27 protein-coding genes are annotated in these 26,353 nt (G+C 73.8%); 17 read left to right on the top strand and 10 right to left on the bottom strand.

The window, feature by feature from the left end; genetic code table 11:
• The first annotated feature begins 87 nt into the window (after positions 1-87).
• Together MUU72_RS09655 and MUU72_RS09650 are read left to right on the top strand one after the other, a co-directional pair.
• Positions 88-666 (top strand): TetR/AcrR family transcriptional regulator, encoded by a 579-nt coding sequence (locus tag MUU72_RS09655; RefSeq protein WP_248012750.1) that lies wholly within the window; start codon positions 88-90, stop codon positions 664-666.
• 82 nt (positions 667-748) lie between these two features.
• Positions 749-1,543, top strand: a complete 795-nt coding sequence (locus tag MUU72_RS09650; RefSeq protein WP_282503863.1) for an oxidoreductase — start codon at positions 749-751, stop codon at positions 1,541-1,543.
• A gap of 50 nt (positions 1,544-1,593) precedes the next feature.
• On the opposite strand, the gene MUU72_RS09645 is transcribed toward MUU72_RS09650, so the two are convergent.
• Positions 1,594-2,535: a beta-ketoacyl-ACP synthase III gene (locus MUU72_RS09645; RefSeq protein ID WP_248012749.1), complete on the bottom strand. Its 942-nt coding sequence runs from the start codon at positions 2,533-2,535 to the stop codon at positions 1,594-1,596.
• 111 nt (positions 2,536-2,646) lie between these two features.
• Here MUU72_RS09645 and MUU72_RS09640 point away from each other — a divergent pair, with 111 nt between their 5' ends.
• The 6 genes from MUU72_RS09640 (at position 2,647) to MUU72_RS09615 (ending at position 9,499) form a co-directional block, all read left to right on the top strand.
• Positions 2,647-3,285 (top strand): TetR/AcrR family transcriptional regulator, encoded by a 639-nt coding sequence (locus MUU72_RS09640; RefSeq protein ID WP_248012748.1) that lies wholly within the window; start codon positions 2,647-2,649, stop codon positions 3,283-3,285.
• Positions 3,286-3,345: 60 nt separating this feature from the next.
• Entirely contained in the window at positions 3,346-4,485 is a 1,140-nt protein-coding gene (locus MUU72_RS09635) for a MerR family transcriptional regulator (RefSeq protein ID WP_248012747.1), read from the top strand.
• A 103-nt stretch (positions 4,486-4,588) separates the two neighbouring features.
• Complete coding sequence (locus tag MUU72_RS09630; RefSeq protein WP_248012746.1) at positions 4,589-5,287, top strand: hypothetical protein; 699 nt, start codon at positions 4,589-4,591, stop codon at positions 5,285-5,287.
• 377 nt (positions 5,288-5,664) lie between these two features.
• On the top strand, positions 5,665-7,026 hold the full coding sequence (locus tag MUU72_RS09625; protein WP_248012819.1) for a serine hydrolase domain-containing protein: 1,362 nt from the start codon (positions 5,665-5,667) through the stop codon (positions 7,024-7,026).
• Between the two features lie 197 nt (positions 7,027-7,223).
• Complete coding sequence (locus tag MUU72_RS09620) at positions 7,224-8,354, top strand: pyridoxal-phosphate-dependent aminotransferase family protein (protein ID WP_372503052.1); 1,131 nt, start codon at positions 7,224-7,226, stop codon at positions 8,352-8,354.
• Positions 8,355-8,683: 329 nt separating this feature from the next.
• Complete coding sequence (locus MUU72_RS09615) at positions 8,684-9,499, top strand: TetR/AcrR family transcriptional regulator (protein ID WP_248012744.1); 816 nt, start codon at positions 8,684-8,686, stop codon at positions 9,497-9,499.
• 15 nt (positions 9,500-9,514) lie between these two features.
• On the opposite strand, the gene MUU72_RS09610 is transcribed toward MUU72_RS09615, so the two are convergent.
• Both MUU72_RS09610 and MUU72_RS09605 read right to left on the bottom strand, forming a co-directional pair.
• Positions 9,515-9,967, bottom strand: coding sequence for a GNAT family N-acetyltransferase (locus MUU72_RS09610; protein WP_248012743.1), 453 nt, complete (start codon positions 9,965-9,967; stop codon positions 9,515-9,517).
• Positions 9,968-10,033: 66 nt separating this feature from the next.
• Complete coding sequence (locus MUU72_RS09605; RefSeq protein WP_248012742.1) at positions 10,034-10,516, bottom strand: MarR family winged helix-turn-helix transcriptional regulator; 483 nt, start codon at positions 10,514-10,516, stop codon at positions 10,034-10,036.
• Between the two features lie 130 nt (positions 10,517-10,646).
• On the opposite strand from MUU72_RS09605, the gene MUU72_RS09600 reads away from it, so the two are divergent.
• Complete coding sequence (locus MUU72_RS09600; protein ID WP_248012741.1) at positions 10,647-11,867, top strand: MFS transporter; 1,221 nt, start codon at positions 10,647-10,649, stop codon at positions 11,865-11,867.
• A 137-nt stretch (positions 11,868-12,004) separates the two neighbouring features.
• On the opposite strand, the gene MUU72_RS09595 is transcribed toward MUU72_RS09600, so the two are convergent.
• Positions 12,005-12,553 carry a DUF2269 domain-containing protein gene (locus tag MUU72_RS09595; RefSeq protein ID WP_248012740.1) on the bottom strand — a complete coding sequence of 183 codons (549 nt, stop codon included), beginning with the start codon at positions 12,551-12,553 and terminating at the stop codon, positions 12,005-12,007.
• Positions 12,554-12,675: 122 nt separating this feature from the next.
• Between MUU72_RS09595 and MUU72_RS09590 the strand changes: the two genes are divergently transcribed.
• The 3 genes from MUU72_RS09590 (at position 12,676) to MUU72_RS09580 (ending at position 16,464) form a co-directional block, all read left to right on the top strand.
• A complete protein-coding gene (locus tag MUU72_RS09590; RefSeq protein WP_248012739.1) occupies positions 12,676-13,311 on the top strand; it encodes an HAD family hydrolase in 636 nt (211 codons plus the stop codon).
• A 455-nt stretch (positions 13,312-13,766) separates the two neighbouring features.
• Positions 13,767-15,533, top strand: a complete 1,767-nt coding sequence (locus MUU72_RS09585; protein WP_248012738.1) for a globin domain-containing protein — start codon at positions 13,767-13,769, stop codon at positions 15,531-15,533.
• Positions 15,534-15,627: 94 nt separating this feature from the next.
• A complete protein-coding gene (locus MUU72_RS09580; RefSeq protein ID WP_248012737.1) occupies positions 15,628-16,464 on the top strand; it encodes a pyridoxamine 5'-phosphate oxidase family protein in 837 nt (278 codons plus the stop codon).
• A 12-nt stretch (positions 16,465-16,476) separates the two neighbouring features.
• On the opposite strand, the gene MUU72_RS09575 is transcribed toward MUU72_RS09580, so the two are convergent.
• The 5 genes from MUU72_RS09575 to MUU72_RS09555 all read right to left on the bottom strand — a co-directional run bounded on the left by MUU72_RS09575 (position 16,477) and on the right by MUU72_RS09555 (position 20,222).
• Positions 16,477-16,956, bottom strand: a complete 480-nt coding sequence (locus MUU72_RS09575) for an NUDIX domain-containing protein (protein WP_248012736.1) — start codon at positions 16,954-16,956, stop codon at positions 16,477-16,479.
• A gap of 53 nt (positions 16,957-17,009) precedes the next feature.
• A complete protein-coding gene (locus MUU72_RS09570; RefSeq protein WP_248012735.1) occupies positions 17,010-17,906 on the bottom strand; it encodes a LysR family transcriptional regulator in 897 nt (298 codons plus the stop codon).
• 253 nt (positions 17,907-18,159) lie between these two features.
• Positions 18,160-19,284 (bottom strand): cystathionine gamma-lyase, encoded by a 1,125-nt coding sequence (locus MUU72_RS09565; RefSeq protein WP_248012734.1) that lies wholly within the window; start codon positions 19,282-19,284, stop codon positions 18,160-18,162.
• Entirely contained in the window at positions 19,281-19,841 is a 561-nt protein-coding gene (locus MUU72_RS09560) for a low molecular weight protein-tyrosine-phosphatase (RefSeq protein WP_248012733.1), read from the bottom strand. Before MUU72_RS09560 ends, MUU72_RS09565 begins: the two co-directional genes overlap by 4 nt.
• 3 nt (positions 19,842-19,844) lie before the next feature.
• Complete coding sequence (locus MUU72_RS09555; RefSeq protein ID WP_248012732.1) at positions 19,845-20,222, bottom strand: phage holin family protein; 378 nt, start codon at positions 20,220-20,222, stop codon at positions 19,845-19,847.
• 48 nt (positions 20,223-20,270) lie between these two features.
• Here MUU72_RS09555 and MUU72_RS09550 point away from each other — a divergent pair, with 48 nt between their 5' ends.
• From MUU72_RS09550 to MUU72_RS09535, 4 genes are all read left to right on the top strand, one after another.
• Entirely contained in the window at positions 20,271-20,588 is a 318-nt protein-coding gene (locus tag MUU72_RS09550; protein WP_248012731.1) for a cupin domain-containing protein, read from the top strand.
• Between the two features lie 198 nt (positions 20,589-20,786).
• The gene (locus tag MUU72_RS09545) at positions 20,787-21,011 is read left to right on the top strand and encodes a DUF5326 family protein (protein WP_248012730.1); all 225 of its coding nucleotides are present in this window, start codon (positions 20,787-20,789) and stop codon (positions 21,009-21,011) included.
• Between the two features lie 453 nt (positions 21,012-21,464).
• Entirely contained in the window at positions 21,465-22,241 is a 777-nt protein-coding gene (locus MUU72_RS09540; protein WP_248012729.1) for an IclR family transcriptional regulator, read from the top strand.
• Positions 22,242-22,345: 104 nt separating this feature from the next.
• The gene (locus MUU72_RS09535) at positions 22,346-22,768 is read left to right on the top strand and encodes an SsgA family sporulation/cell division regulator (RefSeq protein WP_248012728.1); all 423 of its coding nucleotides are present in this window, start codon (positions 22,346-22,348) and stop codon (positions 22,766-22,768) included.
• Between the two features lie 202 nt (positions 22,769-22,970).
• On the opposite strand, the gene MUU72_RS09530 is transcribed toward MUU72_RS09535, so the two are convergent.
• A complete protein-coding gene (locus MUU72_RS09530; RefSeq protein ID WP_248012727.1) occupies positions 22,971-24,305 on the bottom strand; it encodes a YibE/F family protein in 1,335 nt (444 codons plus the stop codon).
• Between the two features lie 221 nt (positions 24,306-24,526).
• Here MUU72_RS09530 and thiC point away from each other — a divergent pair, with 221 nt between their 5' ends.
• Positions 24,527-26,317 carry a phosphomethylpyrimidine synthase ThiC gene (gene thiC, locus MUU72_RS09525; RefSeq protein ID WP_248012726.1) on the top strand — a complete coding sequence of 597 codons (1,791 nt, stop codon included), beginning with the start codon at positions 24,527-24,529 and terminating at the stop codon, positions 26,315-26,317.
• The last annotated feature ends 36 nt before the right edge of the window (positions 26,318-26,353 follow it).

The following is a 26,353-nucleotide window of genomic DNA, read 5'->3' as shown; positions in this document are numbered from 1 at the left end:
TCGACCTCACCCTCACGGTGGAATGCCGCGGCGGGGTCGCGCGAGAGTTCTTGACCTATGGGTCAAGAATGGTGTTAGGGTCAAGGCATGGGAAGGCCCAGGCAGTTCGATCCGGATGATGCCGTCGAGCAGGCGATGCAGGTGTTCTGGCGCAAGGGGTATGCCGGGACGACGCCGCAGGACCTGGTGGATGCGCTCGGTATCGGCAAGGGCAGTCTCTACCACGCGTTCGGCAGCAAGCACGCGCTGTTCGAGAAGGCGCTGGCCCGATACCGGGACAGCCAGGCGCAGGCTCTCGTGGAGCTGCTGGAGCGGACCGGTCCGGTCAAGGAGCGGCTGCGCGAGGTGCTGTGGATGCTCGCCGGGATGGATCTGGCCGATCCGGACCGCCGGGGCTGCTTCGCCGTCAACACCGCGGCGGAGCTCGCCGGCGGGGACGCGGCCGCCACCGATCTGGTCCGCCGGATGTTCGACCGGACCGAGGAGGCGTTCCGGGCCCTGGTCGAGGAGGGGCAGCGGTCGGGTGAGATCGCGCCCGACCGGGACGCCCGGGCGATCGGGAGCCTGCTGCTCAGCGCCACCGTCGGCCTCCGGCTGCTGGCCCGGGTCGCCGAGGGCCCCGAGCGGCTCGCCCGGATCGTCGACGCCGCGGTCGACGCGCTCTGAGGGAGGCCGCCGGAACCTGTCGGTTGCCGGCGGTTTTTTTCGGCCCATTTTTGTACCTGTAGTTAAAGAACTAGTTCCGAGGATGTGGATCGTCGTGCAGCTCAACCTCACCGGTAAGACCGCCGTCGTCACCGGTGCCAGCCGCGGCATCGGGCTGGCCACCGTCCGGGCCCTGATCGAGGAGGGGGTGCGGGTCGTCGGCGCCGCGCGCACCCTCACGCCCGAGCTGACGGAGGCCGGGGCCTGCGCGGTCCGTGCGGATCTCGGCACCCCGGAGGGCGTGGCCGCCCTGATGGACCGCGCCTTCGCGGAGCTGGGCGGGATCGACCTGCTGGTCAACAACGTCGGCGGTGGCGACGCCGTGGAGCCGGCCGGCTTCCTGGACACCGACGACGCCCAGTGGTCCGCGGTCCTCGGCCTCAACCTGCTGAGCGCGGTGCGCACCAGCCGGGCCGCGCTGCCCAGCCTGATCGAGCGCCGCGGCGCGATCGTCAACGTCTCGTCCATCAACTCCCGGATGCCGGCCGCCGGCCCGGTCGCCTACAGCGCGGCGAAGGCGGCGCTGGCGGCCCTGGGGAAGTCGCTGGCGGAGGAGTTCGGGCCGCGCGGTGTACGGGTCAACACCGTGTCGCCGGGCGTCGTGCGGACCGCCCTCTGGGAGGACCCGGACGGCTTCGGCGGCAAGGTGGCGGCGCTCGCCGGGGCGGAGCACGCCGCGTTCCTGGAGCGGCTTCCGGAGGCGTTCGGCATCACCACCGGGCGGATCACCGAGCCGCGGGAGGTGGCGGCACTGATCACCTTCCTGCTCTCCGACGTGGCCGCGAACATCACCGGCGCGGACCATGTCATCGACGGCGGCACGGTCAAGACGCTCTGAGCGGCGGCCGGTTGGCGGCGCCGGGGGGCGCGGCGCCGCCGGGGCGGCGGTCAGGGGCAGCTGACGACCTGGCCCGCCCAGGAGAGGCCGCCGCCGAAGCTCAGCAGGAGGACGGGGGCGCCGGAGGGGAGCTCCCGGCGTTCGACGAGCTTGGCGAAGGCCAGGGGGACGGACGCGGCGGAGGTGTTGCCGGAGTCGACCACGTCCCGCGCGATGACCGTGGTCTCCGGCAGGTCGAGCTGCCGGACGACGGCCTCGATGATCCGCAGGTTGGCCTGGTGGGTGACGATGCCGGCGAGGTCGGCGGGGGCGAGGCCGGCCTGGCGGCAGGCTTCCCGGGCCAGGTCGGGGAGGGTGGTGGTGGCCCAGCGGAAGACCGCCTGGCCCTCCTGGGCGAAGCGCGGGTGCCAGTCGTCGACCAGACGGACCACGTCCCGGCGGGTGGGGTCGGAGCCCCAGACCACCGGGCCGATCCCGGCGGAGTCGGCGGCGCTGACCACCGCGGCCCCGGCGCCGTCGCCGAGCAGGACGCAGGTGCTGCGGTCGGTCCAGTCGGTGACGTCGGACATCTTCTCCGCGCCGATGACCAGGGCGTGCCGGGCGGCGCCGGCCCGGACGGAGTGCTCGGCGGCGGCGAGGGCGGTGCAGAAGCCCGCGCAGCCGTTGTTGAGGTCGTAGGCCACCGCGGAGGGGATGCCGAGGCGGCCGGCGACCTGGGCCGCGGTGGACGGGCAGCGGTCGATGGCGGAGCAGGTCGCGACGGTGATCAGGCCGATGTCGGCGGGGGTGAGGCCGGCCGCGGCGAGCGCCTTGGCGGCGGCGGGGTACGCCAGGTCGGCCACCGACTCGGTGTCGGCGATCCGGCGGGTGGCGATGCCGGTGCGCCGCCGGATCCACTCGTCGCTGGTGTCGACCATGCCCGCCAGGTCGTCGTTGGTGAGCAGGCGGGACGGCTGGTGGTGGCCCAGGGCGGCGATACGGGTTCCCGGCACGGTTGGTCTCCTCGGTTCGCGGGGCGGTGCGGTGCACCGGCGCTGTGGCCCGGGAATATAGCAACCGATCGGTCGGAAGCTAAATCTGGGCGGGCGGCTACGATGGCGGCCATGAGCCCACGGAAGTCCGTCGCCGAGGCCCGCCGGACGCGGGAGCGGATCGTCGAGCGCAGCGTTGCGATCGCCTCGGTGGAGGGGCTGGAGGGGCTGACGATCGGACGGCTGGCGACCGACCTCGGGATGAGCAAGGCGGGGGTGCTGGGCCACTTCGGCACCAAGCAGGCGCTCCAGCTCGCGGCCCTGGAAGAGGCCGCGGTGATCTTCTCCCGCGCGGTGTGGGAGCCGGCCGCCGGAGAGCGGCCTGGACTGGTCCGGCTCCGGGCCCTGTGCGAAACCTGGACCACCTATCTGGAGCGGGAGCGCGGCGCCTTCCCCGGCGGCTGCTTCTTCACCACCGCCTCGGTGGAGTTCGACGCGCGCAGCGGTCCGGTGCGGGACACGGTGGCGCGGCTGTTGCTGCTCTGGCGCCGGCGGCTGATCCAGGAGGCGCGCACCGCGGTCGCGCAGGGCGAACTCCCGGCGGGGACCGACCCCGACCAGATCGGTTTCGAGCTGATCGGGATCTTCCTGGCGCTCAACCAGGCGAAGCAGCTGAACGCCGATCCGTCGGCGGAGGACCGCACCCGCCGGGCGCTGGACCGGCTCCTGGGGCCGGCCGGGACGGCACCGGGCGAGGCGCCCCCGGCGTGATCCGCCGAGCCGCTCGCACGGTTTGACCTTCAGGTTGGTCGAAGCCCGACAATCGCCGCCATGGACGACGACGGGGAACTGCTGGGCATCGGCGCGTTCGCGCGCCGGGTGGGCCTGACGCCGAGTGCGCTGCGCTTCTACGACGACTGCGGGGTGCTCCGGCCCGACCGGGTGGACGAGGCCACCGGATACCGCCGCTACGGGGCCGGGCAGACCGGCCGTGCGGTGCGGCTGCGCCAACTGCGCGCGGCCGGGCTGCCGTTGGTGGACGTCGAGACCGTGCTCGACGGGCCCGGGGAGGCGGCACGGAACGTCCTGCGGGCACATCTGGACCGGACCCGGCGGGCGGCGGACGAGGCGCGGGCCGTGGTGGCGGACTTTCTCCAGGAGACGGCCGGGGAAGCGGAGGGGGCCGGCGGTGCGGCGCGGGCCCGCATCGGCGGGCCGGAACTCGCCAGCGCGGTACGGCAGGTGGCGCCCGCCGCGGCGACCGGGCCGGCGGCCGGGGAGTTCCCGGTCCTGGCCTGTCTGCTGTGCGAACTCGCCGACGGGGAAGTGCGGTGGGTGGCCACCGACCGCTACCGGCTGGCGGTCCGGGGGCTGCGGCCGGAGGCCGCCGAGGGCGGGCCGCGGCGGGCGCTGATCCCGGCGGGCAGCGCGCGGCGGCTGGCGGAGTGGGCGGTGCGCCGGACGGTGGTCGAGGTGGAGTTCCCGGCCGCGGCGGGCGGCCCGGACAGCGCGCGGGTGCTGCTGCGCAGCGGGGAGGAGTGCTGGGACGCCGGGCCGGGCGCGGCCGGAACGGCACCGGCGGAGGCGTTCCCCGACTACCGGCTGATGCTGTCCGGTCTGGCAGCCGTACGGCAGCGCCTGATCGTGGACCGGGCCGGGCTGCGGGACGCGGTGGCGGCCCGCGGCGGCGGACCGGTGTCGCTGGCGTTCGGAGCGGGCGCGGCGGTCCTCGGCGACGGGGTGCTGGCGGTGTCGGGCGGGGAGGCGGAGCCGATGCGGCTGCGCGCGGTCCCGACCGGGCCGGGGCTGCGGATCTCCTTCGACCCGGCGGTTCTGGTGCCGGCCCTGGAGGCCGGGGTGGGGCCGGATGTGCTGCTGGAGATCGCCGCGCCGGACCGGCCGGTCGTGGTGCGCTCGGCGGACCAGGGGAGCTTCACGACGCTGGTGATGCCGGTGCGGGCGCCGGACTGACGCGGCGGCGGGCACGAGGGAACGCGGCGCGCGCAGTGGTGCCGGAAGCGGTACGGCCGCCCCGAGGACGGGGCGGCCGGGGACTCGGGGAGGGAAGTGCCGGATGGATCCGGAACTGCCGGTGGTGCGGCTCTGCGTGGCGGGCATGCAGGCCGAGGCGGAAGGGCGCGCCGCGGCGGCGCGGGAGCTGTTCCGGCAGGCGTGGGACGGTGCCCGGGACGACTACGAGGCATGCATCGCCGCGCACTACCTCGCCCGGCACCAGACCACGCCGGAGGGCACCCTGCGCTGGAACCAGGAGTGCCTGGACCGCGCCGACCGGGTCGGGGACGCACGGGTCCAGGGCTTCTACCCGTCGCTGTACGTCAACCTGGGGCGGGCGTACCGCGAACTCGGCCAACTCGCCACGGCCCGTGAGTACTTCGTGCGGGCCGCGGAGCGGGTCGCGGACGCGCCGGAAGGCCAGTACACCGACTGGAATCGGTTCGCGATCGCGGAGGGACTGCGGGACACGGCGGAGGCGGCCGCCGGGAGCGGTGACGGCACCGCGGTGGCGCCGGGGTGCGCTGAGGCGGACGGCGCAGGGCTGCTCCGGGAGCTGTTCGCGCGGTGGTGCGCGCGCGGAGACCTCAAGGCGCTGGGGCTGACGCTTCCGGCGTACCTGGGGTACCTGGGGACGGATGAGGACCGGGTGCGGCTGCGGAGCGCCCTGCACATGGTGCATGCGGCGCGCTGGCTGCCCGAGGAGGAACAGGCCGCCCTGGGAGAGGCGATCGCGGCGGTGGCTGTGCCGGTGCCGTGAGCGAGCCGGGCGGCGGGTGATGTTTCACGTGAAACCGAGGGACGCCGGCCACGCGTTGTTTCACGTGAAACGAGGGTCGTCCGTGGCTCGTTGTTTCACGTGAAACCGGGGTGGGTCCGCCGCGGGCCGGTTTCACGTGAAACATCGGGCGTCAGCAGGCGGGAGCCGGGCAGGATGGCGGCGCGGCGGGCAGGGATCCGCCGCTGCGGATGACCGGCCGAGCCGATGCGGCCGGGTGGACAGTCTCGTGGAGGAGCGTCATGACGGCCGTGGAGTCCGCGGAGCCGCCGGAGCCGGGAGCGCACGGGGGCGGGGTGTCCGAGGTGATCCCGCGCGGCGGAGCGGTCATCGACTCGGGTGCGGAGTATGAGCAGTTGATGCCGCAGACCCGGCGGGCGCTGCTGCGGCGGCTGGCGCTCGCCCAGGCCGACGGAAGGGCGCCGTCGATGACGGGTGCGGTCGTCCGCGGTGGCCGGGTGGTCTGGACGGGCGCCCGGGGCACGGTGGACGGGGCGGTGCCGCACGGCGATGTGCAGTACCGGATCGGCTCGCTGTCCAAGACCTTCGTGGCCGTCCTGGTGCTCCGGCTGCGGGACGAGGGACTGCTGCGGCTGGACGACCCCCTCGGTGTCCACCTGAAGGGCCTCCCGGCCCCGGACGTGACGATCGCGCAACTCCTCGCACACGGTGCCGGATTGAGCGCCGAACCGCGCGGCCCGTGGTGGGAGCGGACGCCGGGCGGGCTGCGACCCGAACCGGCCGATCTCTTCGACGAACGGCCACGGCCGCACCCGGCCGGCCGGCGCCACCACTACTCCAACCTCGGCTACGCGGTCCTCGGGGCGCTCGTCGAGCGGCTGCGGGACGGGACGCCGTGGGGGGCGGTGCTGCGGCGCGAGGTGCTGGAGCCGCTGGGCATGGCCCGTACGACGCTGACCCCGACGGCTCCGCACGCGCAGGGCTGGGCGGTCCATCCGTGGGCCGATGCGCTGCTGCCGGAACCCGCCCACGACAGCGGGCTGATGGGACCGGCCGGGCAGCTGTGGTCCACCACGGAGGACCTGTGCCGGTGGGCGGCGTTCCTGCTGCGCGGCGACGACCGGGTGTTGGACGGTGCGAGCCTGGCCGAGATGCGGACCCCCGCGGTGCCGCCCGAAGGCGACGGCTGGAGCGCCGGATACGGCCTGGGGCTCCAGCTTGTGTCGAAGGGCGGGCGCCGGCTGGCGGGCCACACCGGGTCCATGCCGGGGTTCCTGGCCGCCCTGTGGGTCGATACGGACCAGGACGTGGCGGCGCTGGCCCTGGCGAACTGCACCTCGGGCCTCCCGATCGGCACGGTGGCCGCCGACCTCGTGGAGACCGTGACCGCCCACGAGCCCAGGATCCCGGAGGCGTGGCGCCCGCTGCCCGAGCCGGTGGACGAGGAGCTGCTGGCCCTGAGCGGCCCCTGGTACTGGGGCGCGAACCCGTTCGCGCTGCGGCTGACCGGCGGGCGCGGGCTGGAGTTGGTCACGCTGTCCGGCAACGGGCGCGGCTCCCGGTTCCGGGCCGAGTCCGACGGCACGTGGACCGGGCTGGACGGCTACTACGCAGGGGAATCGCTGCGGGTGGTGCGGGCGCCGGACGGTTCGGTCAGCCACCTCGACCTGGCGACCTTCGTGTTCACCCGGGGGCCCTACGAGCCGGCCGACCCGGTACCCGGCGGGGTGGACCCGCAGGGCTGGCGCGGCGCCCCCTGACCCGCGCGCAGGCCCCGCCCCTGCCCCGCGCGCCCCGACCCGCGCCCTCCGCCCTGACCCGCGCCCTCCGTCGCGCCCGAACCGGCCCGGCCGGGCCCGTACGGCGGGTGACGGGCGGCCGGACGTACAGTCGAGCGAGATGTCAGGAGCCGCCGCAGTGCGCGGCTCGCTACCGCTGGAAGGCCACTGTGACTGCCGTGACTGCGAACGCCGACGCCCCGGTTCTGCTCGATCTGCCTCCGCTCGATGCCGCCCGCTTCGCCCGGATCGAGGACAAGGTCGCCGCGCTGATGCGGACCCGCTGCGATGTCGTGATGACCCAGGGCGAGGCGCTGCTGCCGCTGGAGGCGTGCATCCGCTCGGCGGCCCGGCCCGGCAGCACCGCGCTCAACATCATCACCGGCCCGTACGGCGAGACGTTCGGCGGCTGGCTGCGGTCCTGCGGCGCCGAGGTCGTCACCCTCAGCGCCCCCTTCACCGCCGCCGTCTCGGCCGAGCAGGTGGCGGCCGCGCTGCGGGAGCACCCCGAGATCGACTTCGTGAGCCTGGTGCACGCCGAGGCGGCCACCGGCAACACCAACCCCGTCGCCGAGATCGGCGCGGTGGTCCGGGAGCACGGGGCCCTGCTGATGCTCGACGCGGTCGCCTCGGTGGGCGCCGAGCCGCTGCTCACCGACGAGTGGGGCGTGGACCTGTGCGTCATCGGCGGGCAGAAGGCGCTGGCCGGGCCGGCCGGGGTCTCCGCGGTCTCGGTCAGCGCGCGGGCCTGGGAGCGCATCGCGGCCAACGAGCAGGCGCCGCGGCGCTCCTACCTCTCCCTGCTGGACTGGAAGGAGCGCTGGATCGACGCCGGGCGCACCGCCCTTCCGCACGCCCCGGCGCAGCTGGAGATGCTGGCGCTGGAGCAGGCCGTGGACCGGATCGAGCAGGAGGGGCTGGGCGCGGTCATCACCCGGCACCGGGCGGCCGCGGCGGCGGTCCGGGCCGGTGTGGCGGTGCTCGGCGGGCCGGTGCCGTACGTGATCCGGGACGAGCACGCGGCGCCGGCCGCCACCACGCTGCGGACCCCGGCCGGGGTGGACGCCCGCGAGGTGGTGTCCGCCGCGCTCGCCGCCGACGCCACGGTGCCGGTGCAGGCCGCCGCCGGTGCGCTGGCCGCGGAGATGATCCGGGTCAACCACTACGGGCGGGCCGCGGACCGCGCGGTGGTCCTGGCCTCCCTCGCGGCGCTGGCGACCGGTCTGCGGGCGCTGGGCGTGGCGGTCGACGAGGACGCGGCCGCCGGTGCGGCCGGCGCGGCCTGGGACGCGGCCGTCACCGTGGCCTGAGTCACCGGGCCCGGCCGCTGATCCGGCGGGCCCACGCTCCGGCGGCCGCTCCCGCACCGCCGTACGCGCCCTCGGCAGGAGGGCAGGGGTGGGGACTGTTTCACGTGAAACAGTCCCCACCCTTTTTGCTGCCTGCGGGCTTCTTCGCTGCGGTCGTGCCTTCGCCGCGGCGCCGCCCCACCGGAGCCGCCGAACGCCCCCGCACCGCTCCGCATGCCGGTCCGCCCCCGGTTTTCACCGGCTCATAGAATCGGAACGACCAACCCGGTTCTCGTCGCCGGGTGCGCAGTGGTTCTTGTCCTGGGTGCGCAGTGCGGAGGAGCCGGGTGGTGTCAGGAGGCGGCCGGGAGGCGGACGGGCGGCCGGCGGCCGTGCGGGCGGACGCCCGGCGGAATCGCGCGCTGGTGCTCCAAGCGGCCCGATCCGCCTTCGAGGAACGGGGGTTGGGCGTTCCGCTGGGGGAGATCGCCCGGCGCGCCGGGGTCGGCCCGGGCACGGTCTACCGCCACTTCCCGTCCAAGGAGGCGCTGTTCCGGGCGGCGGTCCGGGACCGGCTCCGGCTGTTCGCCGATACCGCCGCGGACGTGGCCGACGCCGAGGACCCCGGCGGGGTGTTCTTCCGCTTCCTGGCCTCGGTGGTCCGGCTGGCCGCGCCCGACCGGGCGCTGTGCGAGGCGCTGTCGGCGGCCGGGGAGGACGTCCCGGCGGTGGCCGGGGCGGCCCCGGACGGCCCGGACCTGGAGTTCCGCACGGCCCTCGGGATCCTGCTGGTACGGGCCCAACAGGCGGGCGCGGTACGGAAAGACGTCGATCTCGAGGACGTCCGGGTGCTGCTGGCCGGCTGTCTGGCGATGGAGCGCCGGAGGTCGGCCGGACGGGGGCCGGCGGACCCGGAGGCGGGACCGGAAGCGGGCCCGGCGGCGGTGCCGGTGGGCCGGATGACGGCGCTGATGCTCGACGGCCTGCGCGCGGGCCGGAACGTCACGGAACTCCCCACCGCGGCCCGGAAACGTAACGAAACCCGGTGCCGGGTGTGCGGGACGGCGCTCAGGCCCGCCCGGACCGGCCGGCCCGCGCGGTACTGCGGCGGGGCCTGCCGGCAGAAGGCGCACCGGGCGCGCGGGACCGCTCCCCCGGCCCCCTGACCGGCACCCGGCAGGTCAGAGCGCGCGCTTGAAGCCCACGTGGGACGCCTCGAAGCCGAGGCGCTCGTAGAAGCGGTGGGCGTCGGTGCGGGAGGCGTCGGAGGTGAGCTGGACGAGTCGGCAGCCCAGCGTCCGGGACTCCGCGACGGCCCATTCGATGAGGACGGAGCCCAGCCCGGCCCCGCGCTCGTCGGCGTGCACCCGCACCGCTTCGATGAGCGAGCGGGTGGCGCCGCGCCGGGACAGACCGGGGATCACCGTGAGCTGGAGGGTGCCGACCACCCGTCCGTCCCGTTCGGCGACGACCAGGTGCTGGTGCGGGTCGGCGGCCAGGGTGGTGAAGGCGGTGCGGTAGGGCGCCAGGTCGCCGGGGGATTCCCGGGTGGCGCCCAGGGGGTCGTCGGCCAGCATCGCGACGATGGCGGGCAGGTCGGCCTCGGTGGCGCGGCGTATCACGGGATCGCTCATGGGGGCGACCCTATGCCGTGCGCACCGCCCGGACCGGGGTGCGGGCGGACCGCCGGGCCGGCCGCGTCACGCCGAGCTGCCCAGCGCCCGGACCGCGGTCACCAGGGGAGCCAACTCCGGCCGCTCGGCGGCCTCCTGGAGCGAGGCGCGGAGCGCGGCGTCGTGCGTGGGCCGGGCCTCCTCCAGCAGGCGCAGACCGTCGGGTGTGACGTTGGTGTAGATGCCGCGCCGGTCGTCCGGGCAGAGGTAGCGGGAGAGCAGTCCGCGGTCCTCCAGGCGCGTCACCAGGCGGGTGGTGGCGCTCTGGCTGAGCACCACCGCGTCGGCGACCTGGTGCATCCGGAGGTGGCCGCCCGGCCCGTCGTGCTGCGCGCTGAGCACGTTGAGGACCGAGAACTCCCGGACGCTGAGGTCGTGCCGGGCCTGGAGGGCGCGCTCGATGTGCGCCTCGATGCGGCCGTGCAGCGCGGACAGCGCGCACCAGCCCTGGGCGAGGCCCCCGGCCGCGGCCTCCGGCGCCGCCGTCGTCTCCCGCGTCCGCTGCGTCATCGCCGACCTCCTCATCCGTCGTAGGGCCAGGATAGGCCACAGACGAAATATCCCGCGCTTGCAAGTATCAGGCGTCTGCAATTATTGTGGACGCTCGTTAGGGATGGATGCAATCAATCGGAGGGACCCCATGCCTCTTGCTCTCCTGGCGCTCGCCATCGGAGCCTTCGGGATCGGAACGACCGAGTTCGCGGTCATGGGCCTGCTGCCCGACATGGCGGCCGGCTTCGGGGTGTCCATCCCGCTCGCCGGCTACGCCACCACCGTCTACGCGCTCGGCGTGGTGGTCGGCGCGCCCCTGATGACCGCGCTCGGCACCCGCTTCACCCGCAAGCAGATGCTGATGCTGCTGATGGGCCTGTTCGTGGTGGGCAACCTGCTCACCGGCCTCGCGCCCACCTTCGGGCTGGTGCTCGCCGGCCGGGTGGTCTCGGCCTTCACCCACGGCGCGTTCTTCGGCATCGGGTCGCTGGTGGCCGCCGACCTCGTCGCACCGCAGAAGCGGGCCGCCGCGATCTCCCTGATGTTCAGCGGGCTGACCGTGGCCAACGTCGTGGGCGTCCCGGCCGGCACCCTGCTCAGCCAGCAGTTCGGCTGGCGCACCACCTTCTACGCGATCGCCGCGCTGGGCGTGCTGGGGCTGCTCGGCATCGTCCGGCTGATCCCGGCGCAGCGGGCCCGGGCGGCGGCCCGGATCGGCAGCGAGCTGGCGGTCTTCCGCAACCCGCAGGTGGGCCTGGCGATGCTGATGACCGTCCTCGGCTTCGGCGGGGTCTTCGCCGCCGTCACCTACCTCGCCTCGATGATGACCGAGGTCACCGGCTTCGCACCGTCCTCCGTCATCTGGCTGACCGCGGTCTTCGGCCTCGGGCTGGTCGGTGGCAACCTCGTCTCCGGCCGGTTCACCGACCGCGCCATGATGCCAATGCTGTACGCATCGCTGACCGGCCTGGCCGTGGTGCTGGCCGCGTTCACCTTCACCGCGCAGCACAAGGCCGCGGCGGTCGTCACCGTCGCGCTGATCGGCTTCTTCGGCTTCGCGACCGTCCCGCCGCTGCAGAAGCGGGTGCTGGACCAGGCGGCCGCCGCGCCCACCCTGGCCTCGGCCGGCAACATCGCGGCCTTCAACTTCGGCAACGCGCTGGCCGCTTGGCTCGGCGGCCTGGTGATCTCCGGCGGGCTGGGCCTGACCGCGCCCAACTGGGTGGGTGCGCTGATGGCCGTCGCCGCCCTGGGGGTGGCGGTGCTGGCCGCCGCCCTGGAGCGCCGGCAGCCGGGCCGCGGCCAGGTGGTCGCCGCCGGCGGCCCGGCGGCGACGGCGGACGCGGCCGTTCCGGCGGCGCGCGGCTGACCGGCCGGGCAGCGGACGCCCGCGCCGGACGGCAGGCGTCCCACAGCCCGTCCCGGTGGGGAGCCCGGGTGGCGGCGCTGCCCTACCGGGGCGGAGGGCCGCGCCCGGCGCGTGCAGCACCGGCTCACCTCACGGGATCACGCCTTCCGGCCGGCCGGGGACCCGACCGTTCCCGCCCCTCCCTCCCGGCCGGCCGTGCCCCCGCGCGGCCGGCCGCCGCGCCGCGTGCGGCCCCACGGCTTGAGGACGGAGACCGCGGTCAGGAAGAGGTACAGGGCGGAGGCGACCGCCGGTGCGACGAGCAGGCCGGGTTCGGGGGCGGGGCGGCCCGCGGCGGCCGCGGCGGCGAGCCGGGCGAGACCGGGCCGCAGGACGAGCACGGTGAGCGCGACGGCCGGGACCGTCAGGCAGAACTTGGTGAGCACCCAGCGGTGACGGGCCAGGCCCCAGTGCGTGCCGAGGGCCAGCGCCACCCCGCCGGCCAGGGAGAGCAGCGCCACAGGGAGCACCACCAGGTCGGTGAGGATCCCCATCGCCCGGTAGGCGGCGGCCGCGGTGGCCGCCGAGGAGGCGGTGAACCCCGCGACGCCGAGGGCGCAGAGCCCGGCGGTGAGCCCCAGCCAGCTGACGGACACGGCGACATGGAGGACGAGGAGGGCCCGGCGGACGGGACGGCGCAGCGGCATGTCTCCACGGTGGCGCGCGGCGCCCGGCAGGGCGTCCGGCGCCGGGAGTATCCGCGGGTACGCGGCGGCGAGTACACCGGTTCACCCGCGCTCCCCCAGGGGCGGCACTTAGGCTCCGGCGCATGGGCAAGCTGCATCTCTTCGATATGGACGGCACGCTGCTCCACGGGTCCGCGGCCGCCGTGGAGATCTCCCGCCAGCTCGGCCTGGACCGGGAGATCGCCGCTCTGGAGGAAGCGTTCGCGGCCGGCGCGCTGACCCCGGTGGGCTTCGCGCAGCGGGCCTGCGCCCTGTGGGCCGCCGAACTGACCGAGGACCGGGTCGCGGCGGCCTTCGAGGGCGCGCCGTGGCTGACCGGCATACGGGAGGTATGGGCCGATATCCGGGCGCGCGGCGAGCGGTGCGCCGTGATTTCGCTCTCTCCCGGGTTCTTCGTCGAGCGGCTGGTGGCGTGGGGCGCCGACACCGCGCACGGCTCCCGCTGGCCCGCGGTGCCGATCCGGGAACCGCTCGAACCGTCCGGAATCCTCTCGTCGGCCGCGAAGGTGCGGATCGCGGACACCCTGTGCGCCCGGTACGGGCTGACCCGGAGCGACTGCGTGGCGTACGGCGACTCCATGTCGGACGTCGAACTCTTCACCGTGGTACCGGAATCGGTGGCGGTGAATGCGGATCACCATGTCAGTGGGCTGGCCACCTATGCCTACACCGGCCGTGATCTGCGCGACGCATACGAACTGGTGTGTACTGGCGGGTAATTCGGCGGACCGTGCGTTTTCCGTGGTGGATACGTCCGCTGTGTGCAGGGAAATTGCCTTCCGTGGTGCGGATCACGGTTATCGGCGGGGGCGTGCGGAGTGTTCCCGGATCGGGCTTGTGGTTTCAAGTACTGCCGGTATGGTCGAGTCCGGCTCGGCGGGGGCGGCGGTCTCCGCGGGTGGGTGGACGGCAGCCAAAGCCGGTCAGCCTAGCGGGTGGGCGGCCCGTCTCGCCCGGACTTCCCGATATATGTCCGGCGCGGCGAGCCGACCGGCATGCTGAGGGAACGGCATGCGCGCCGCTTGCGGCAAGAAGGTACGAGGTGTCCGCTTGAGTGGGTGTTGCCGGAGTTGCTGCGGCCGCTCAAGAATTCCGGGCAGGGCGGGGGAATTCCGGGCAGTTCCGTCAGCGGAACGGCGAAGACGACCGAAAGACGTTCGAGGCGAGGCAGACCATGGACGCTCCGACCACCACGTCGGCCGATAGCGGATCTCCCGGCGGCAGCAGTGGCGATTGGGGCTGGTTCACCCCGCCGTCGACAAAATCTCCCGGTGATCAACAGGACCGGCAGAATTCCGGCGATGAGCGGAAGTCGGCGCACCGGGACGAGGCCGGCCCGGGCGAACGGCAGGAAGCGGAGCGGATACCCAGCCGGCCCGTCAGCCCGATCCGCCCGGTCGGCACCGCCGCCGACCGGGAGCCCGCGGCGCGGCGGGTGCCGCACCAGGACCCGCCGGCGGGCCACGAGGACAGCCGGCCCGACGCCCCGGCACCGCCCCGCGCCGCCGAGCCGGAACCGGTCCACGAGTCCGCCGCGCCGACCCCGTTCGACGCCTTCGGCCTCACCGCCCCACCCACCTCGGCCGTCGCACCGGAGTCTCCCGCACCCCAGGCCCCCGCACCACAGGCCCCCGTCGACACTCCGGCCCCGTTCGCGCCTGCCGCCCCTCCCGCGCCCCTCCCGACCCCGGCACCAGCTACCCCTCCGGCACCCCCCGCCGCTCCGGCGCCACCCGCCGCTCCGGCACCCCCCGCCGCGGAGCCCTCCCTCGCCGCACTGCGCTCGTCCACCGCGGCCGCCTCCCCCGACGCGGTCCTGATCCGCCGTACCCTGGCCGAGATCGAACCGGCGGCCGACCAGGTCACCTCGTACTTCTACGCGCTGCTGTTCGTCCGCCACCCCGACCTGCGGGCGCTCTTCCCCGCCTCGATGGACGTCCAGCGCGACCGCCTCTTCAAGGCGCTGCTCACCGCCGCCCAGCACGTCGACGACACCGCGGCGCTGACCGCGTACCTCTCCCGGCTCGGCCGCGGGCACCGCAAGTACGGGACCCGGCCCGAGCACTACCCGGCGGTCGGCGAGTGCCTGCTGAGCGCGCTGTCCCGGTATGCCACGGCCGTCTGGAGCCCGGAAGCCGAGGGCGCGTGGGTGCGCGCGTACACCGCCCTCTCGCAGATCATGATCGACGCGGCGGCCGAGGACGAGGCGGTCGCCCCGGCCTGGTGGCAGGCCGAGATCGTCGCCCACGAGCTGCGCACCCCGGACACCGCGGTGGTGACGGTCCGCCCGGACCAGCCGTACCCGTTCCGCGCCGGCCAGTACACCAGCCTGGAGACCCCCTGGTGGCCGCGGGTCTGGCGGCACTACTCCTTCGCGTCGGCCCCGCGCTCCGACGGCCTGCTCTCGTTCCACGTGAAGGCGGTCCCGGCCGGCTGGGTCTCCAACGCCCTGGTGCACCGCGCCCGCCCCGGCGACGTGCTGCGGCTCGGCGGGCCCGGCGGCACGATGACCGTCGACCACGCCACCCGCAGCGGCCTGCTGTGCGTCGGCGGCGGCACCGGTATCGCCCCGATCAAGGCGCTGGTCGAGGACGTCGCCGAGCACGGCACCCGTCGCCCGGTGGACGTCTTCTACGGAGCCCGCAGCGACCACGACCTCTACGACATCGACACCATGCTGCGCCTGGAGCGGACCCACCCCTGGCTCTCGGTGCGCCCGGTCGTCGCCATCGGGCCGGGCACCCGCGGCGGGCCCGCCACCCTGACCGGCCAACTCCCGGACGCGGTACGCCGATTCGGCCCGTACCGGGAATACGACGCATACCTTTCGGGCCCGCCGGGACTGATCCGCAGCGGTGTGGCGGCCCTCATGGGGGTCGGTGTCCCGTCCGACCGGATACGGCACGACTCCATCGAAGAGCTGGTAGCGACGGGAGACTGAATCCTTGGCAGCAGACGGTGAATACGGCCGGGCGGGGGAGGAACGGGCGCGGCGCGGGACGGCGCGGCGGCCCGGGAGCGACGGTGAGCACCTCGTGCAGCAGAGACTCGGGACGACCGGGCGTGCCGACCGCTTCTACGCGGACCAGGTCCTGGACCATCTCAACGCGCGGATGCGGGAGTTCGTGCCCCGCCAGGAGATGTTCTTCCTGGCCACCGCGGACCGGCACGGCGAGTGCGACTCCACCTTCCGGGCCGGGCCGCCCGGATTCGTCCAGGTCCTGGGCGAGCGGCTGCTGGCGTACCCGGAATACCGGGGCAACGGCGTCATGGCGTCGATCGGCAACCTCTCCGAGAACCCGCGGCTGGGCATCCTCATGATCGACTTCACCCGCGACCGGATCGGGCTGCACGTCAACGGCCGGGCCCGGGTCGTCCTGGACGAGGAGATGCGGGCCCACTACCCGGGCCTGCCGGTGGACCCGGTGCCCGGTCGGCGGGCCCAGCTGTGGGTGATGGTCGAGGTCGAGGAGGCGTACATCCACTGCGCCAAGCACATACCGCACCTCCAGAAGGTCCCGGCCGGCGCGCGCCGGGCGCGGTCCTGGGGCACCGACGACGTCAAGCGCAAGGGCGGCGACTTCTTCGGGGCCGCCGCCGAGGCGGACCGCCGCCCGCCCTTCCGGCCCCCGGAGCACACCCACGCGCACCTGCGCGGCGGCCTGCACGAGGACGTGCCCCCGGAGTCGGCGGGCGGCGCCGGTCCGGTCCATGCGCCCGGTGCGCGGCCGGCGCCGCGGGACGAGGTGGCCGCGCAGCTGAACGGTGAGTTCCTGGACCGGGTGGAACAGGTGCTGGCGCGCGCCCGGCCGCGCCGCCCCGCCGAGGACTCCGCCGGCTTCCGCGGCTGGTTCGACCGGCGCGACGGCTGAGCCGGCGGTCCGCTAGCCGAGATCGGGGGCGTGCATCGCGCGGACGCCCTCGATGTTGCCGTCGAGGTAGTGCCGCAGGGAGAGCGGGACCACGTCGACCGAGGCGATCCCGACCCGGGTGAAGGGCACCCGGACGATCTCGTACTCGCCGCACGGCTCGTCGACCTCGGGGCCGTGCCGGCGGGACGGATCCATCGAGTCCAGCCGGCAGACGAAGAAGTGCTGGACCTTGACGCCGTCCACCCCGCCGTCGGTGAGGTGCTCGACGGTGTCGACGAAGACCGGCACCACATCGGTGACCTTGGCGCCCAGCTCCTCGTCCAGCTCGCGGTGGAGGGCCTCGATGACCGTGGCGTCGCCCGGCTCCACGCCGCCGCCGGGGGTGATCCAGTACGGCGCCCGGCCCGGTTTGGTGCGCTTGATCAGGATGAGGTCCGCTCCGTCGAGCAGAATCGCGCGGGCGGTGCGTTTCACGACTGGCCGTACGGTCATAGGGGACAGATGCCGCAGACACCGGCGGGTGAAACCCCTGTCCCACCACCCCCTCACCAGTCCGCCGCGGTGCGCAGCAGCCACTCGTGCGCCCGCGCGATGTGCGGCAGCCCCAGCGTCCCGGTCCGTACGGCCAGGAAGTAGGTGCGCAGCGGCGGCACCGGCGGGTCGAGGAGGGCGACCACGGTCCCGCGGCCGAGCGCCTCGGCGCACAGGTACCGGGGCAGCACGGCCAGCCCCGCGCCCGCCGAGACGCAGGCCAGCACCGCCCGGAGGTCGCCGGCGACCACCGCGGCGGCGGCGGTCGGTTTGGCGTCGAAGACGGCGGCCCAGTAGCGGGCGATCAGCGGCAGGCTCTCGTGGACCTCGACGAGCGGGACCGGGTCCAGGGCGCGGACGCCGCGGGCGCGCAGGACGTCCGGGCCGCCCAGCCGGGCCGCCCAGCGCGGTGCGGCGACCAGGACGTGTTCCTCGTCGCAGAGCGGGGTGGCGGTGAGCAGTCCGCCGCGCGGGCGGACGGTGGTCACGGTCAGGTCGTGGTGGCCGGCGGCCAGGCCGGTCAGCAGCGCGTCGGCGGCGCCGAAGGCGGTCCGTATGGACAGGCCCTGGGTGATCAGCGGACTGAGGGCGGGTAACGCGCGCTCGGCGGTGAACTCCGGCGGTCCGCCGAGGTGGAGGGTGCGGGTGGGCGAGTCCGGATCGAGGCCGGCCTCGGTGATCTCGGCGAGGGCGTCGAGGTGCGGCGCGGCCTTGTGGGCGAGTTCGTCGCCGAAGGTGGTGGCGGTGACGCCGCGGGCGCGGCGGACGAAGAGCGGGCGGCCCAACTGCCGTTCCAGCGTGCGGATCTGGCTGGTCACCGCGGGCTGGGAGAGTCCCAGTAACGCCGCGGCGCGGGTGAAGGAGCCCGCCCGGTGGACCGTGACGAAGGTACGCAGCAGTGTCAGGTCCATCGCGTCCCTCCTGCGCCCTGGGGGCCTGGTCGCGGGCCACCGATAAATTTGCCGATAGGGCCGTGTCGCTAGCGTGATTGGACACTGACGCTCAGTCAACTAGCTTGGTAAGAGCGGTTCGTTTCACGTGAAACATCGGTCCGTGGCGTATCCGGACCGGTCTCACGGAGCCGCCGGCCGGCAGGGTGACGAGGGGGGATACCCTGCCGGCCCCTTCCGCGCAGCCGCGCGGTACGGGACCGCCCGGCCGGCGTCACTCCTTCGCCGCGTCCAGTGCGCGCAGGACGTCGGCGACCAGGTCCTCGGGGTCCTCGACGCCGACGGAGAAGCGGATGAAGCCCTCCGGCACCGCGTCGCCGCCCCAACGGGCGCGCCGTTCGGCGGTGGACCGCACGCCGCCGAAGCTGGTCGCGTCGTCCACCAGCGTCAGCGCGGTCAGGAACCGCTCGGCGTGCGCCCGGTCCGGGAGCACGAAGGACACCACACAGCCGAAGCGGCCGGGCCGCATCTGCCGGGCGGCGAGCGCGTGCGCGGGGTCGCCGGGCAGGCCGGGGTGGCGCAGTCCGGTGACCTCGGGGCGGCCGGTGAGCGCGGTCGCGAGGGCCAGCGCACCGGCCGCCTGCTGGCGGACCCGCAGCGCCAGCGTGGCGAGCGAGCGGTGGGCGAGCCAGCTCTCCATCGGACCGGGGATCGCCCCGACCGTCTTGCGCCACAGCCGGACGGCGTCGGCCGGCGCGGCGTCCCGGGTGGTGGCGTACCCGAGCAGGACGTCACCGTGGCCGGTCAGCGCCTTGGTGCCGCTGGCGACCGAGAAGTCCGCGCCGAGATCCAGCGGGCGCTGGCCGAGCGGGGTGGCCAGGGTGTTGTCCACCGCGACCAGGGCGCCGCGGGCGTGCGCCGCGTCGGCCAGCCGCCGGATGTCGCACACGTCGAGGCCGGGGTTGGAGGGCGACTCGATCCACAGCAGCCGGGCTCCGTCCAGCGCGTCGAGCTGGGCGTCGCCGACGGTGGGCGCCGTCCGGACCTCGATGCCGTAGCTCTCCAGCCGGGCGCGGACGGCGGGCAGGAGCTGGTAGCCGTCGGCGGGCAGCACCACCGCGTCGCCGGTGCGCAGCTGGGAGAAGAGGACGGCGGTGATCGCCGCCATCCCGGAGGCGAACGCGACGGTGTGCGCGGGCTCGTCCGGGGACTCCAGCTCGCCGATGGCGGCTTCCAGGTGCGTCCAGGTGGGGTTGGTGTCGCGCCCGTAGGTGTACGGGCCGGCGGCCTCCCCGGGGAGGTGGTAGTGGGCGGCGAACACCGGCCCGGGCAGGGGCGGTTCGTACGCTTCCGGTGCGGGGAGTCCGGCCCGTACCGCGCGGGTGCCGTCGCCCGTCATGCGCTCTCCTTGGGGCGGGGGCGGTGCGGTCCCGGCCGGGGCTCGGCGGGACCGGGGTCGGTGGAGGTGACCTCGGCGCGGACCGCCTCCAGGAGGCCGTCGCAGGCCGTCTCGATCATCTCCAGGCACTCCTGGAATCCGGCGAACCCGCCGTAGTACGGGTCGGGTACGTCGTGCGCGGCGGGGTCCCCGGCGGGTCCGGCGCCGCCGGCGTACGCGCGCAGCAGGCGGACCTTGGCGGCGTCCTCGGGGGTGGGCGCCAGCCGGCGCAGCTCGCGCAGATGACCGGAGTCCAGGGCGATCACGAGGTCGAGGCGGGCGAACCAGGAGGCGCGGAACCGGCGGGCGGTGTGCGCGCACGGATAGCCGGCCGTGTGCAGGACGGCGCGGGTGCGGGGGTCGGCGTCGTCGCCCTCGTGCCAGCCGCCGGTACCGGCGCTGTCGGTCTCGACCAGCCCGTCGAGGCCGTCCTCGGTGAGCCGGGCGCGGAAGACGGACTCGGCCATCGGCGAGCGGCATATGTTGCCGGTGCAGACGAAGCAGACGCGGTAGGGCACGGTTCAGTCCTCGTCGGGCAGGACCACATGCATCGCCCAGGAGACGATCGAGATGATCACGCCGCCGAGCAGGGCCGTCCAGAAGCCGTCCACATGGAAGGCGAGAGCCGCCTTGCCGGCGAGCCAGGACGTCAGCAGCAGCATCAGCGCGTTCACGACCAGCGTGATCAGGCCGAGTGTGAGCACGAACAGGGGGAACGAGAGCACCTTCACCACGGGCTTGACGAGGAAGTTGACCAGCCCGAAGATCAGCGCCACCAGGATCAGCGTGAGCACCTTGCGGCCGGTGTTCTCACCGGTGAGCGTGATGCCTTTGAGCAACCAGATGGCCACGGCCAGGGCCGCGGCGTTGGCGAGCGTCTTGACCAGGAAATGCTTCATGGTGAGATCGTCGCAGACGACGGCGGACCGATGAGGGGTGCGAACGGGATGAAGGCTTTCCGACTGGACGAACTGGAAGCGGAACGGGTCGCGAACGACGGCGCGTATCTACAGTTCCTCCGGGAACGCACCATGTCGGTGGGGCTGTACGCGCTGGACGCCGGCTCCGTGGACCCCCAGCAGCCGCACGGCCAGGACGAGGTGTACCTGGTCGTGAGCGGCCGCGGGGCGATCACCGTGGGCACGGAGACCGAGTCGGTGGCCCGCGGCAGCGTGGTCTACGTACCCGCCGGGGTACCCCACAAGTTCCACCACATCAGCGAGGACCTCCGGGTCGTGGTGGTGTTCTCTCCGCCCGAAAGCTGAGGGCCGGACCCCGGAACCCGTAGGGGTCAGCTCAGGGGTGAGCCGGGGCTGTCGGCCCCCCGCGGCGCCCTGCCGCGCCCTAGCATCGTTGGTACGAAGGGGAAGAACCCCGGACGCGACGCGGCAGACGCGCAGGACGCGGACGGTGCCACCGGCGCGGCGGAGACCGGCAACGCAGACAGAAAGCAGGGCAGAACAGTGGCTGACAAGGGGATACTCGCAGGCATTCCGTGGTGGGTCACCTGGGTCGTGGTGCCCGTCATCCTGATCGCGGTCTTCGGCGGACTGCTCGCCACCGCCCTCGGCTTCCTGATCAGCCTGCTCTTCAAGGTGCTGATCGCGGCGGCCCTGATCGCCGGTGTCATCTACCTCGTGCGCAGGTTCAACGGCTTCTCCTCGTCGTCGTCCAAGAGCGACTGGTAGGGAGAGCCCCCGACCGATCGGCTTCGGCCGGCCCGCACCGTCCGATGACGCCCTGCCCCGCCCCGGGACAGGGCGTCCGGCGTTCCGGGAACGCGGTGCGCCTCCCCGTCCTCCCGGGCCGCCGCCGACACTCCGGGCCCCGGAGGTCGAACGGGGTTCGGAAGGACCCCGGACAGCGGCCCGTCACGGTCCGTTCGTCCCCGCGTACAGCCAGTTCACCGGAGGTGTGCGGGTCGTCCCTCAGGGGCACGCGGACCAGGGGAGTGTCCGGCGGCGGGAGTGCTCACGGCATCCCGCGCCGCGCCCGGAGCCCCCGGGCTAGAGTGCGGACCGCAGGCATCTTCCGGATGTTGACGTTCCGGAAAATACCGAGGGATCGGGCCGGGCGGCGCGGCGGACGTCCCGGGGGACGCGCGGCCACGGGACCACACCGCTCGGACCTGGGGGTTGGCGATGGTGATCGGCACCGGCAAAACCGGCTCGCACCCCACCCTGATCGGGTCGGTGCAGCGGGCGTTGCGCCTGCTGGAGGCGGCGGCCGCGCACACCGGCGGCGCGCCCGCCAAGCAGCTGGCCCGAGAGGCCCAGCTGCCGCTGCCCACCGCGTACCACCTGCTGCGGACGCTGACCCATGAGGGCTATCTGCGCCGGGAGCACGGGGTCTTCGTGATCGGCGAGGGGGCCGAGTGCATCGGCCGCGCGGGGGCCCGGCGCCGCCACCGCCGGCAGCTCGCCGACACCCTCGCCGCGGCCGGCCGGCAACTGGGCGCCGCCGTCTACTTCGCCGTCTACCGCGACGGCGAGGTCGAGGTGGTCGCCATGACCGACGACCCGGCCCGGCCGCCCGTCGAGGAATGGGCCGACTTCCGCTCCACCGCGCACACCCACGCGATCGGCCAGTGCCTGCTGGCCCAGCTCGACGAGACGGCCCGCCGGGAGCATCTGGACCGCTATCCCGTGCACTCGATAACGCCGTTCTCGGTCCGTTCGGAGGGCGACCTGCTCCACCGGCTGGCTACGGTGCGTCGCGGCCAAGTCGCCTTTGACCGGCAGGAATATGCCCTGGGCACGGTGTGTGCGGCCCTCCCGATCCGGGTCGGCTCGGCCGCCGCGACGCTGGCGGTGTCCCTTCCCGCCGACGAAGTGCACCGATTGCACGCGGTTACGACGCGGCTACGCACAATGGCGGAGGCGGCACTAACGACACTCGCCTTCTCTATCAGTATCTGAAAACTCACTCCTTGTGATCCGCCTGCGGGTGACCGACGATGGCGGCACTAGGGCGTCCGGGGACGTTTCCCGGCCATCTGCGATCAAGTGCGGGGCAGCGGTTGATGAACGACACGGTTCAGGCAGAAGTGATCATGAGCTTCCTCGTCTCGGAGGAGCTCGCTTTCCGGATCCCGGTCGAGCTGGACTTCGACAGCGCCGACCCCTACGCCGTCCGGCTCACCTTCGATCTGCCCGGTGACGCGCCGGTGAGCTGGGTGTTCGGACGGGAGTTGCTGCTGGACGGGCTCAGCCGGCCGACCGGCGAGGGCGACGTCCGGGTCGAGCCGACCGCCGGCGAGCACCTCGGCGAGGTCCACATCAGCCTCCAAGTGGGCGCCGAGCGCGCCCTGTTCCGGGCCGGCGCGGCCCCGCTGATCGCCTTCCTGGACCGTACGGACCGGCTGGTCCCGCTCGGCAAGGAAGAGGTCTGCGACACCCTGGACGCCGCGCTGGACCGCATCCTGACGGAGGCCCCGGCCGGCTGACCGACCGGCCACCGGTCACCGGCCCCACCGCGCCGCGCTGCCGCGTCTTCTCCCCGGGGTGCCCCCGCTACCGGCTCTCCCGGCCGTACCCCCCCCGCGCTCCGTCCGCCGGTCCGGGTGCGCCCGTACCCGTGCCCGCCCAGGCGTGCCCACCCCGTTCCCGCCCGCACCCGCTCTCCCCCACCACCCTCCCCCGCCGCGTTCAGTGCTTACGGCGCCGACCCCGCGCCGCGCGCCGGCCGCGGCCGGCCGGTACCGCCCGCGCCCCGCCCGGCGCCCCGCGGTCCGCCGCGACCACCAGCGCCGCCAGCAGCGTGGTCACCGGCACCGAGGCGACCAGCCCGATGCTGCCCACCAGCGTGCGGACGATCTCCTCCGCCACCACCTCACTGGTGGCGACCGTCCCGACGCCGCTGCGCGCGAGCGAGAACAGCAGCAGCAGCGGCAGCGCGGCGCCCGCGTAGGCCATCACCAGGGTGTTCACCACGGACGCGATGTGATCCCGCCCGATCCGCATCGCCGCGCCGTACAGCTTGCGCCAACCGGCCGTCGGATCCGCCTCCTTCAGCTCCCAGACGGCGGAGGTCTGGGTCACCGTCACATCGTCGAGCACCCCCAGCGAGCCGATGATGATCCCCGCCAGCAGCAGCCCGCGCATCTCGATGTCCGGGTACAGGCCGTGCACGAGCCCGGTCGTGTCGTCGGTGTTCCCGGTCAGCAGCGCCCAGCCGGTGAACACCGAACCCAGCACCCCGATGAGAAGCAGGGAGGCGAGCGTGCCGAGCACCGCCACCGACGTACGGGCGGTCAGCCCGTGGCACAGGTACAGCGCGATCAGCATGATCGCGCTGCCGCCGACCACCGCCACCAGCAGCGGATCGGAGCCATGGAGGACCGCCGGGAGGATGAACAGCGTCAGCACCGCGAAGCTCGCCGCCAGCGCGACCAGCGCCAGCACCCCGCGCAGCCGGCCGATGAGCACGACCGCGAAGGCGAAGACCGCGGCCAGCACCCACATCGGCACCGTACGGTCGACATCGCGGACCGCGTACTGGAGTTCCGCCGGGGCCTTGGGGGAGTAGGAGACGATCACTTCCTGGCCGGTGGTGTAGCGCCGCAGCGAGTCCGGTGTCACCACGGTCCGGAAGGTCCGCCCGGCGTTCTCCCCCGTCGTGACCTTGATCGTCGCCTGTTCGCAGGGCTTGTCCGCGGCCGCTCCCCCGGACGGTGGCCCGTCCCCCGGACCGGCCGGCTGCGGATGCCGTTCGGCATGCACCGCCGCGCAGTCGACCTCCTCGACGGTGACCACCCGGGCCTGTTCCGTCGGCTGGTCCAAGCCCACCCCGGACGGCGGGTGCGGGGGCGCGCCGCCGGGCCAGAGGACGATCAGACCGACCGCCACCGCGGCCGCGAACGGGATCAGGACCGCGGCGATGACCTTGCGCAGATGCCGGGAGACGGGGGCTGCCGGCCCATGGCCGTGACCGTGGTGGTGCGCGGGAGCGACGATGGCGTGCCGGTCTTCGGGAGGGCTCACCGCCCGATCATCGCAAGAACCGGTGGGCCCCCTGTTCACACCGGCGCATCGGCCGCTACCGTGGTGCCACCTTTGCAATCGCGGGAGCTCGGAGCACCGGGCTGAGAGGGCGCTGACCTCCGTCCCAGCGGTGTTTCACGTGAAACACCGGACGACGGAAGCCGCTGCGTCGACCGCCGAACCTGTTACCGGGTAATGCCGGCGTAGGGAGTTGGGTCTATATGACTCTGCAGGATGCACGCACGCCTGAAAACGGTCCGGCCGACGGCGAGAAGCCGCAGATCGGCTGGCACAAGGGCTATGTCTCCGGATCGCGCCCCGATCTGCGGGTCCCGGTCCGGCGGGTGCACCTCACCAACGGCAAGGACGTGACGCTCTACGACACGTCAGGTCCGTACACCGATCCCCATATCGAAACCGACGTCCGGCGCGGACTCACCCCGCTGCGGGAGAACTGGATCATCGCCCGCGGCGACACCGAGGAGTACGCGGGCCGCCCGATGCGTCCGGAGGACGACGGGATCAAGCACACCTCGCCGCGCGGCGGGCTCCGGAACCTCGACGCGGTCTTCCCGGGCCGGCCGCGCCAGCCGCGCCGCGGCCGGGACGGCGCCGCGGTGACCCAGCTCGCCTACGCCCGGCGCGGTGAGATCACCGCGGAGATGGAGTTCGTCGCCCTCCGCGAGAACGTCTCCCCCGAGTTCGTCCGCGACGAGATCGCGGCCGGCCGCGCGGTGCTGCCGGCGAACATCAACCACCCGGAGATCGAGCCGATGATCATCGGCAAGAACTTCCTGGTGAAGGTGAACGCCAACATCGGCAATTCCGCGGTCACTTCCTCGATCGAGGAGGAGGTGGAGAAGATGACCTGGGCGACCCGCTGGGGCGCCGACACGGTCATGGACCTCTCCACCGGCCGCAACATCCACACCACCCGCGAGTGGGTGCTCCGCAACTCCCCCGTGCCGATCGGCACCGTCCCGCTCTACCAGGCGCTGGAGAAGGTCGACGGCAGGGCCGAGGAGCTGACCTGGGAGATCTACAAGGACACCGTCATCGAGCAGGCCGAACAAGGCGTCGACTACATGACGGTGCACGCCGGCGTGCTGCTCCGCTACGTCCCGCTCACCGCCCACCGCAAGACCGGCATCGTCTCCCGCGGCGGCTCGATCATGGCGGCCTGGTGCCTGGCGCACCACAAGGAGTCCTTCCTCTACACCCACTTCGAGGAGCTCTGTGAGATCCTCGCGGCCTACGACGTCACCTACTCGCTGGGCGACGGCCTGCGTCCCGGCTCCATCGCGGATGCCAACGACGAGGCGCAGTTCGCCGAACTCCGGACGCTGGGCGAGCTCAACACCATCGCCAAGCGGCACGGCGTGCAGACGATGATCGAGGGCCCGGGGCACGTCCCGATGCACAAGATCAAGGAGAACATCGACCTCCAGCAGGAGATCTGCGAGGAGGCCCCGTTCTACACCCTGGGCCCCCTCACCACCGACGTCGCGCCCGCCTACGACCACATCACCTCCGGGATCGGCGCCGCGATGATCGCCTGGTGGGGCACCGCGATGCTCTGCTACGTCACGCCCAAGGAGCACCTGGGCCTCCCCGACCGCGACGACGTCAAGACCGGCGTCATCACCTACAAGATCGCGGCTCACGCGGCAGACCTCGCCAAGGGCCACCCGGGCGCCCAGGACTGGGACGACGCGCTCTCCGACGCCCGCTTCGAGTTCCGCTGGGAGGACCAGTTCAACCTGGCCCTCGACCCGGACACCGCCCGCGCCTTCCACGACGAGACCCTCCCCGCCGAACCGGCGAAGACCGCCCACTTCTGCTCCATGTGCGGTCCGAAGTTCTGCTCGATGAAAATTAGCAGAAGCATCACAGAGCAGTTCGGTGGCGCGGAGGGCGCGACCCCCGAGGAGGTCCGGGCCGGGATGCTGGAGAAGTCCAAGGAGTTCGCGGCTGCCGGCAACCGGGTCTACTTGCCGCTGGCTGACTCCTGATGCTTGGAGCGGTGGGCCGCTGCCTGCGGTGTGAGA

It is taken from the genome of Streptomyces rhizoryzae, assembly GCF_023155275.1.
GTDB classification, from domain to species: Bacteria; Actinomycetota; Actinomycetes; order Streptomycetales; family Streptomycetaceae; genus Streptomyces; species Streptomyces rhizoryzae.
This window is presented reverse-complemented; position numbering and strand designations above follow the sequence as displayed.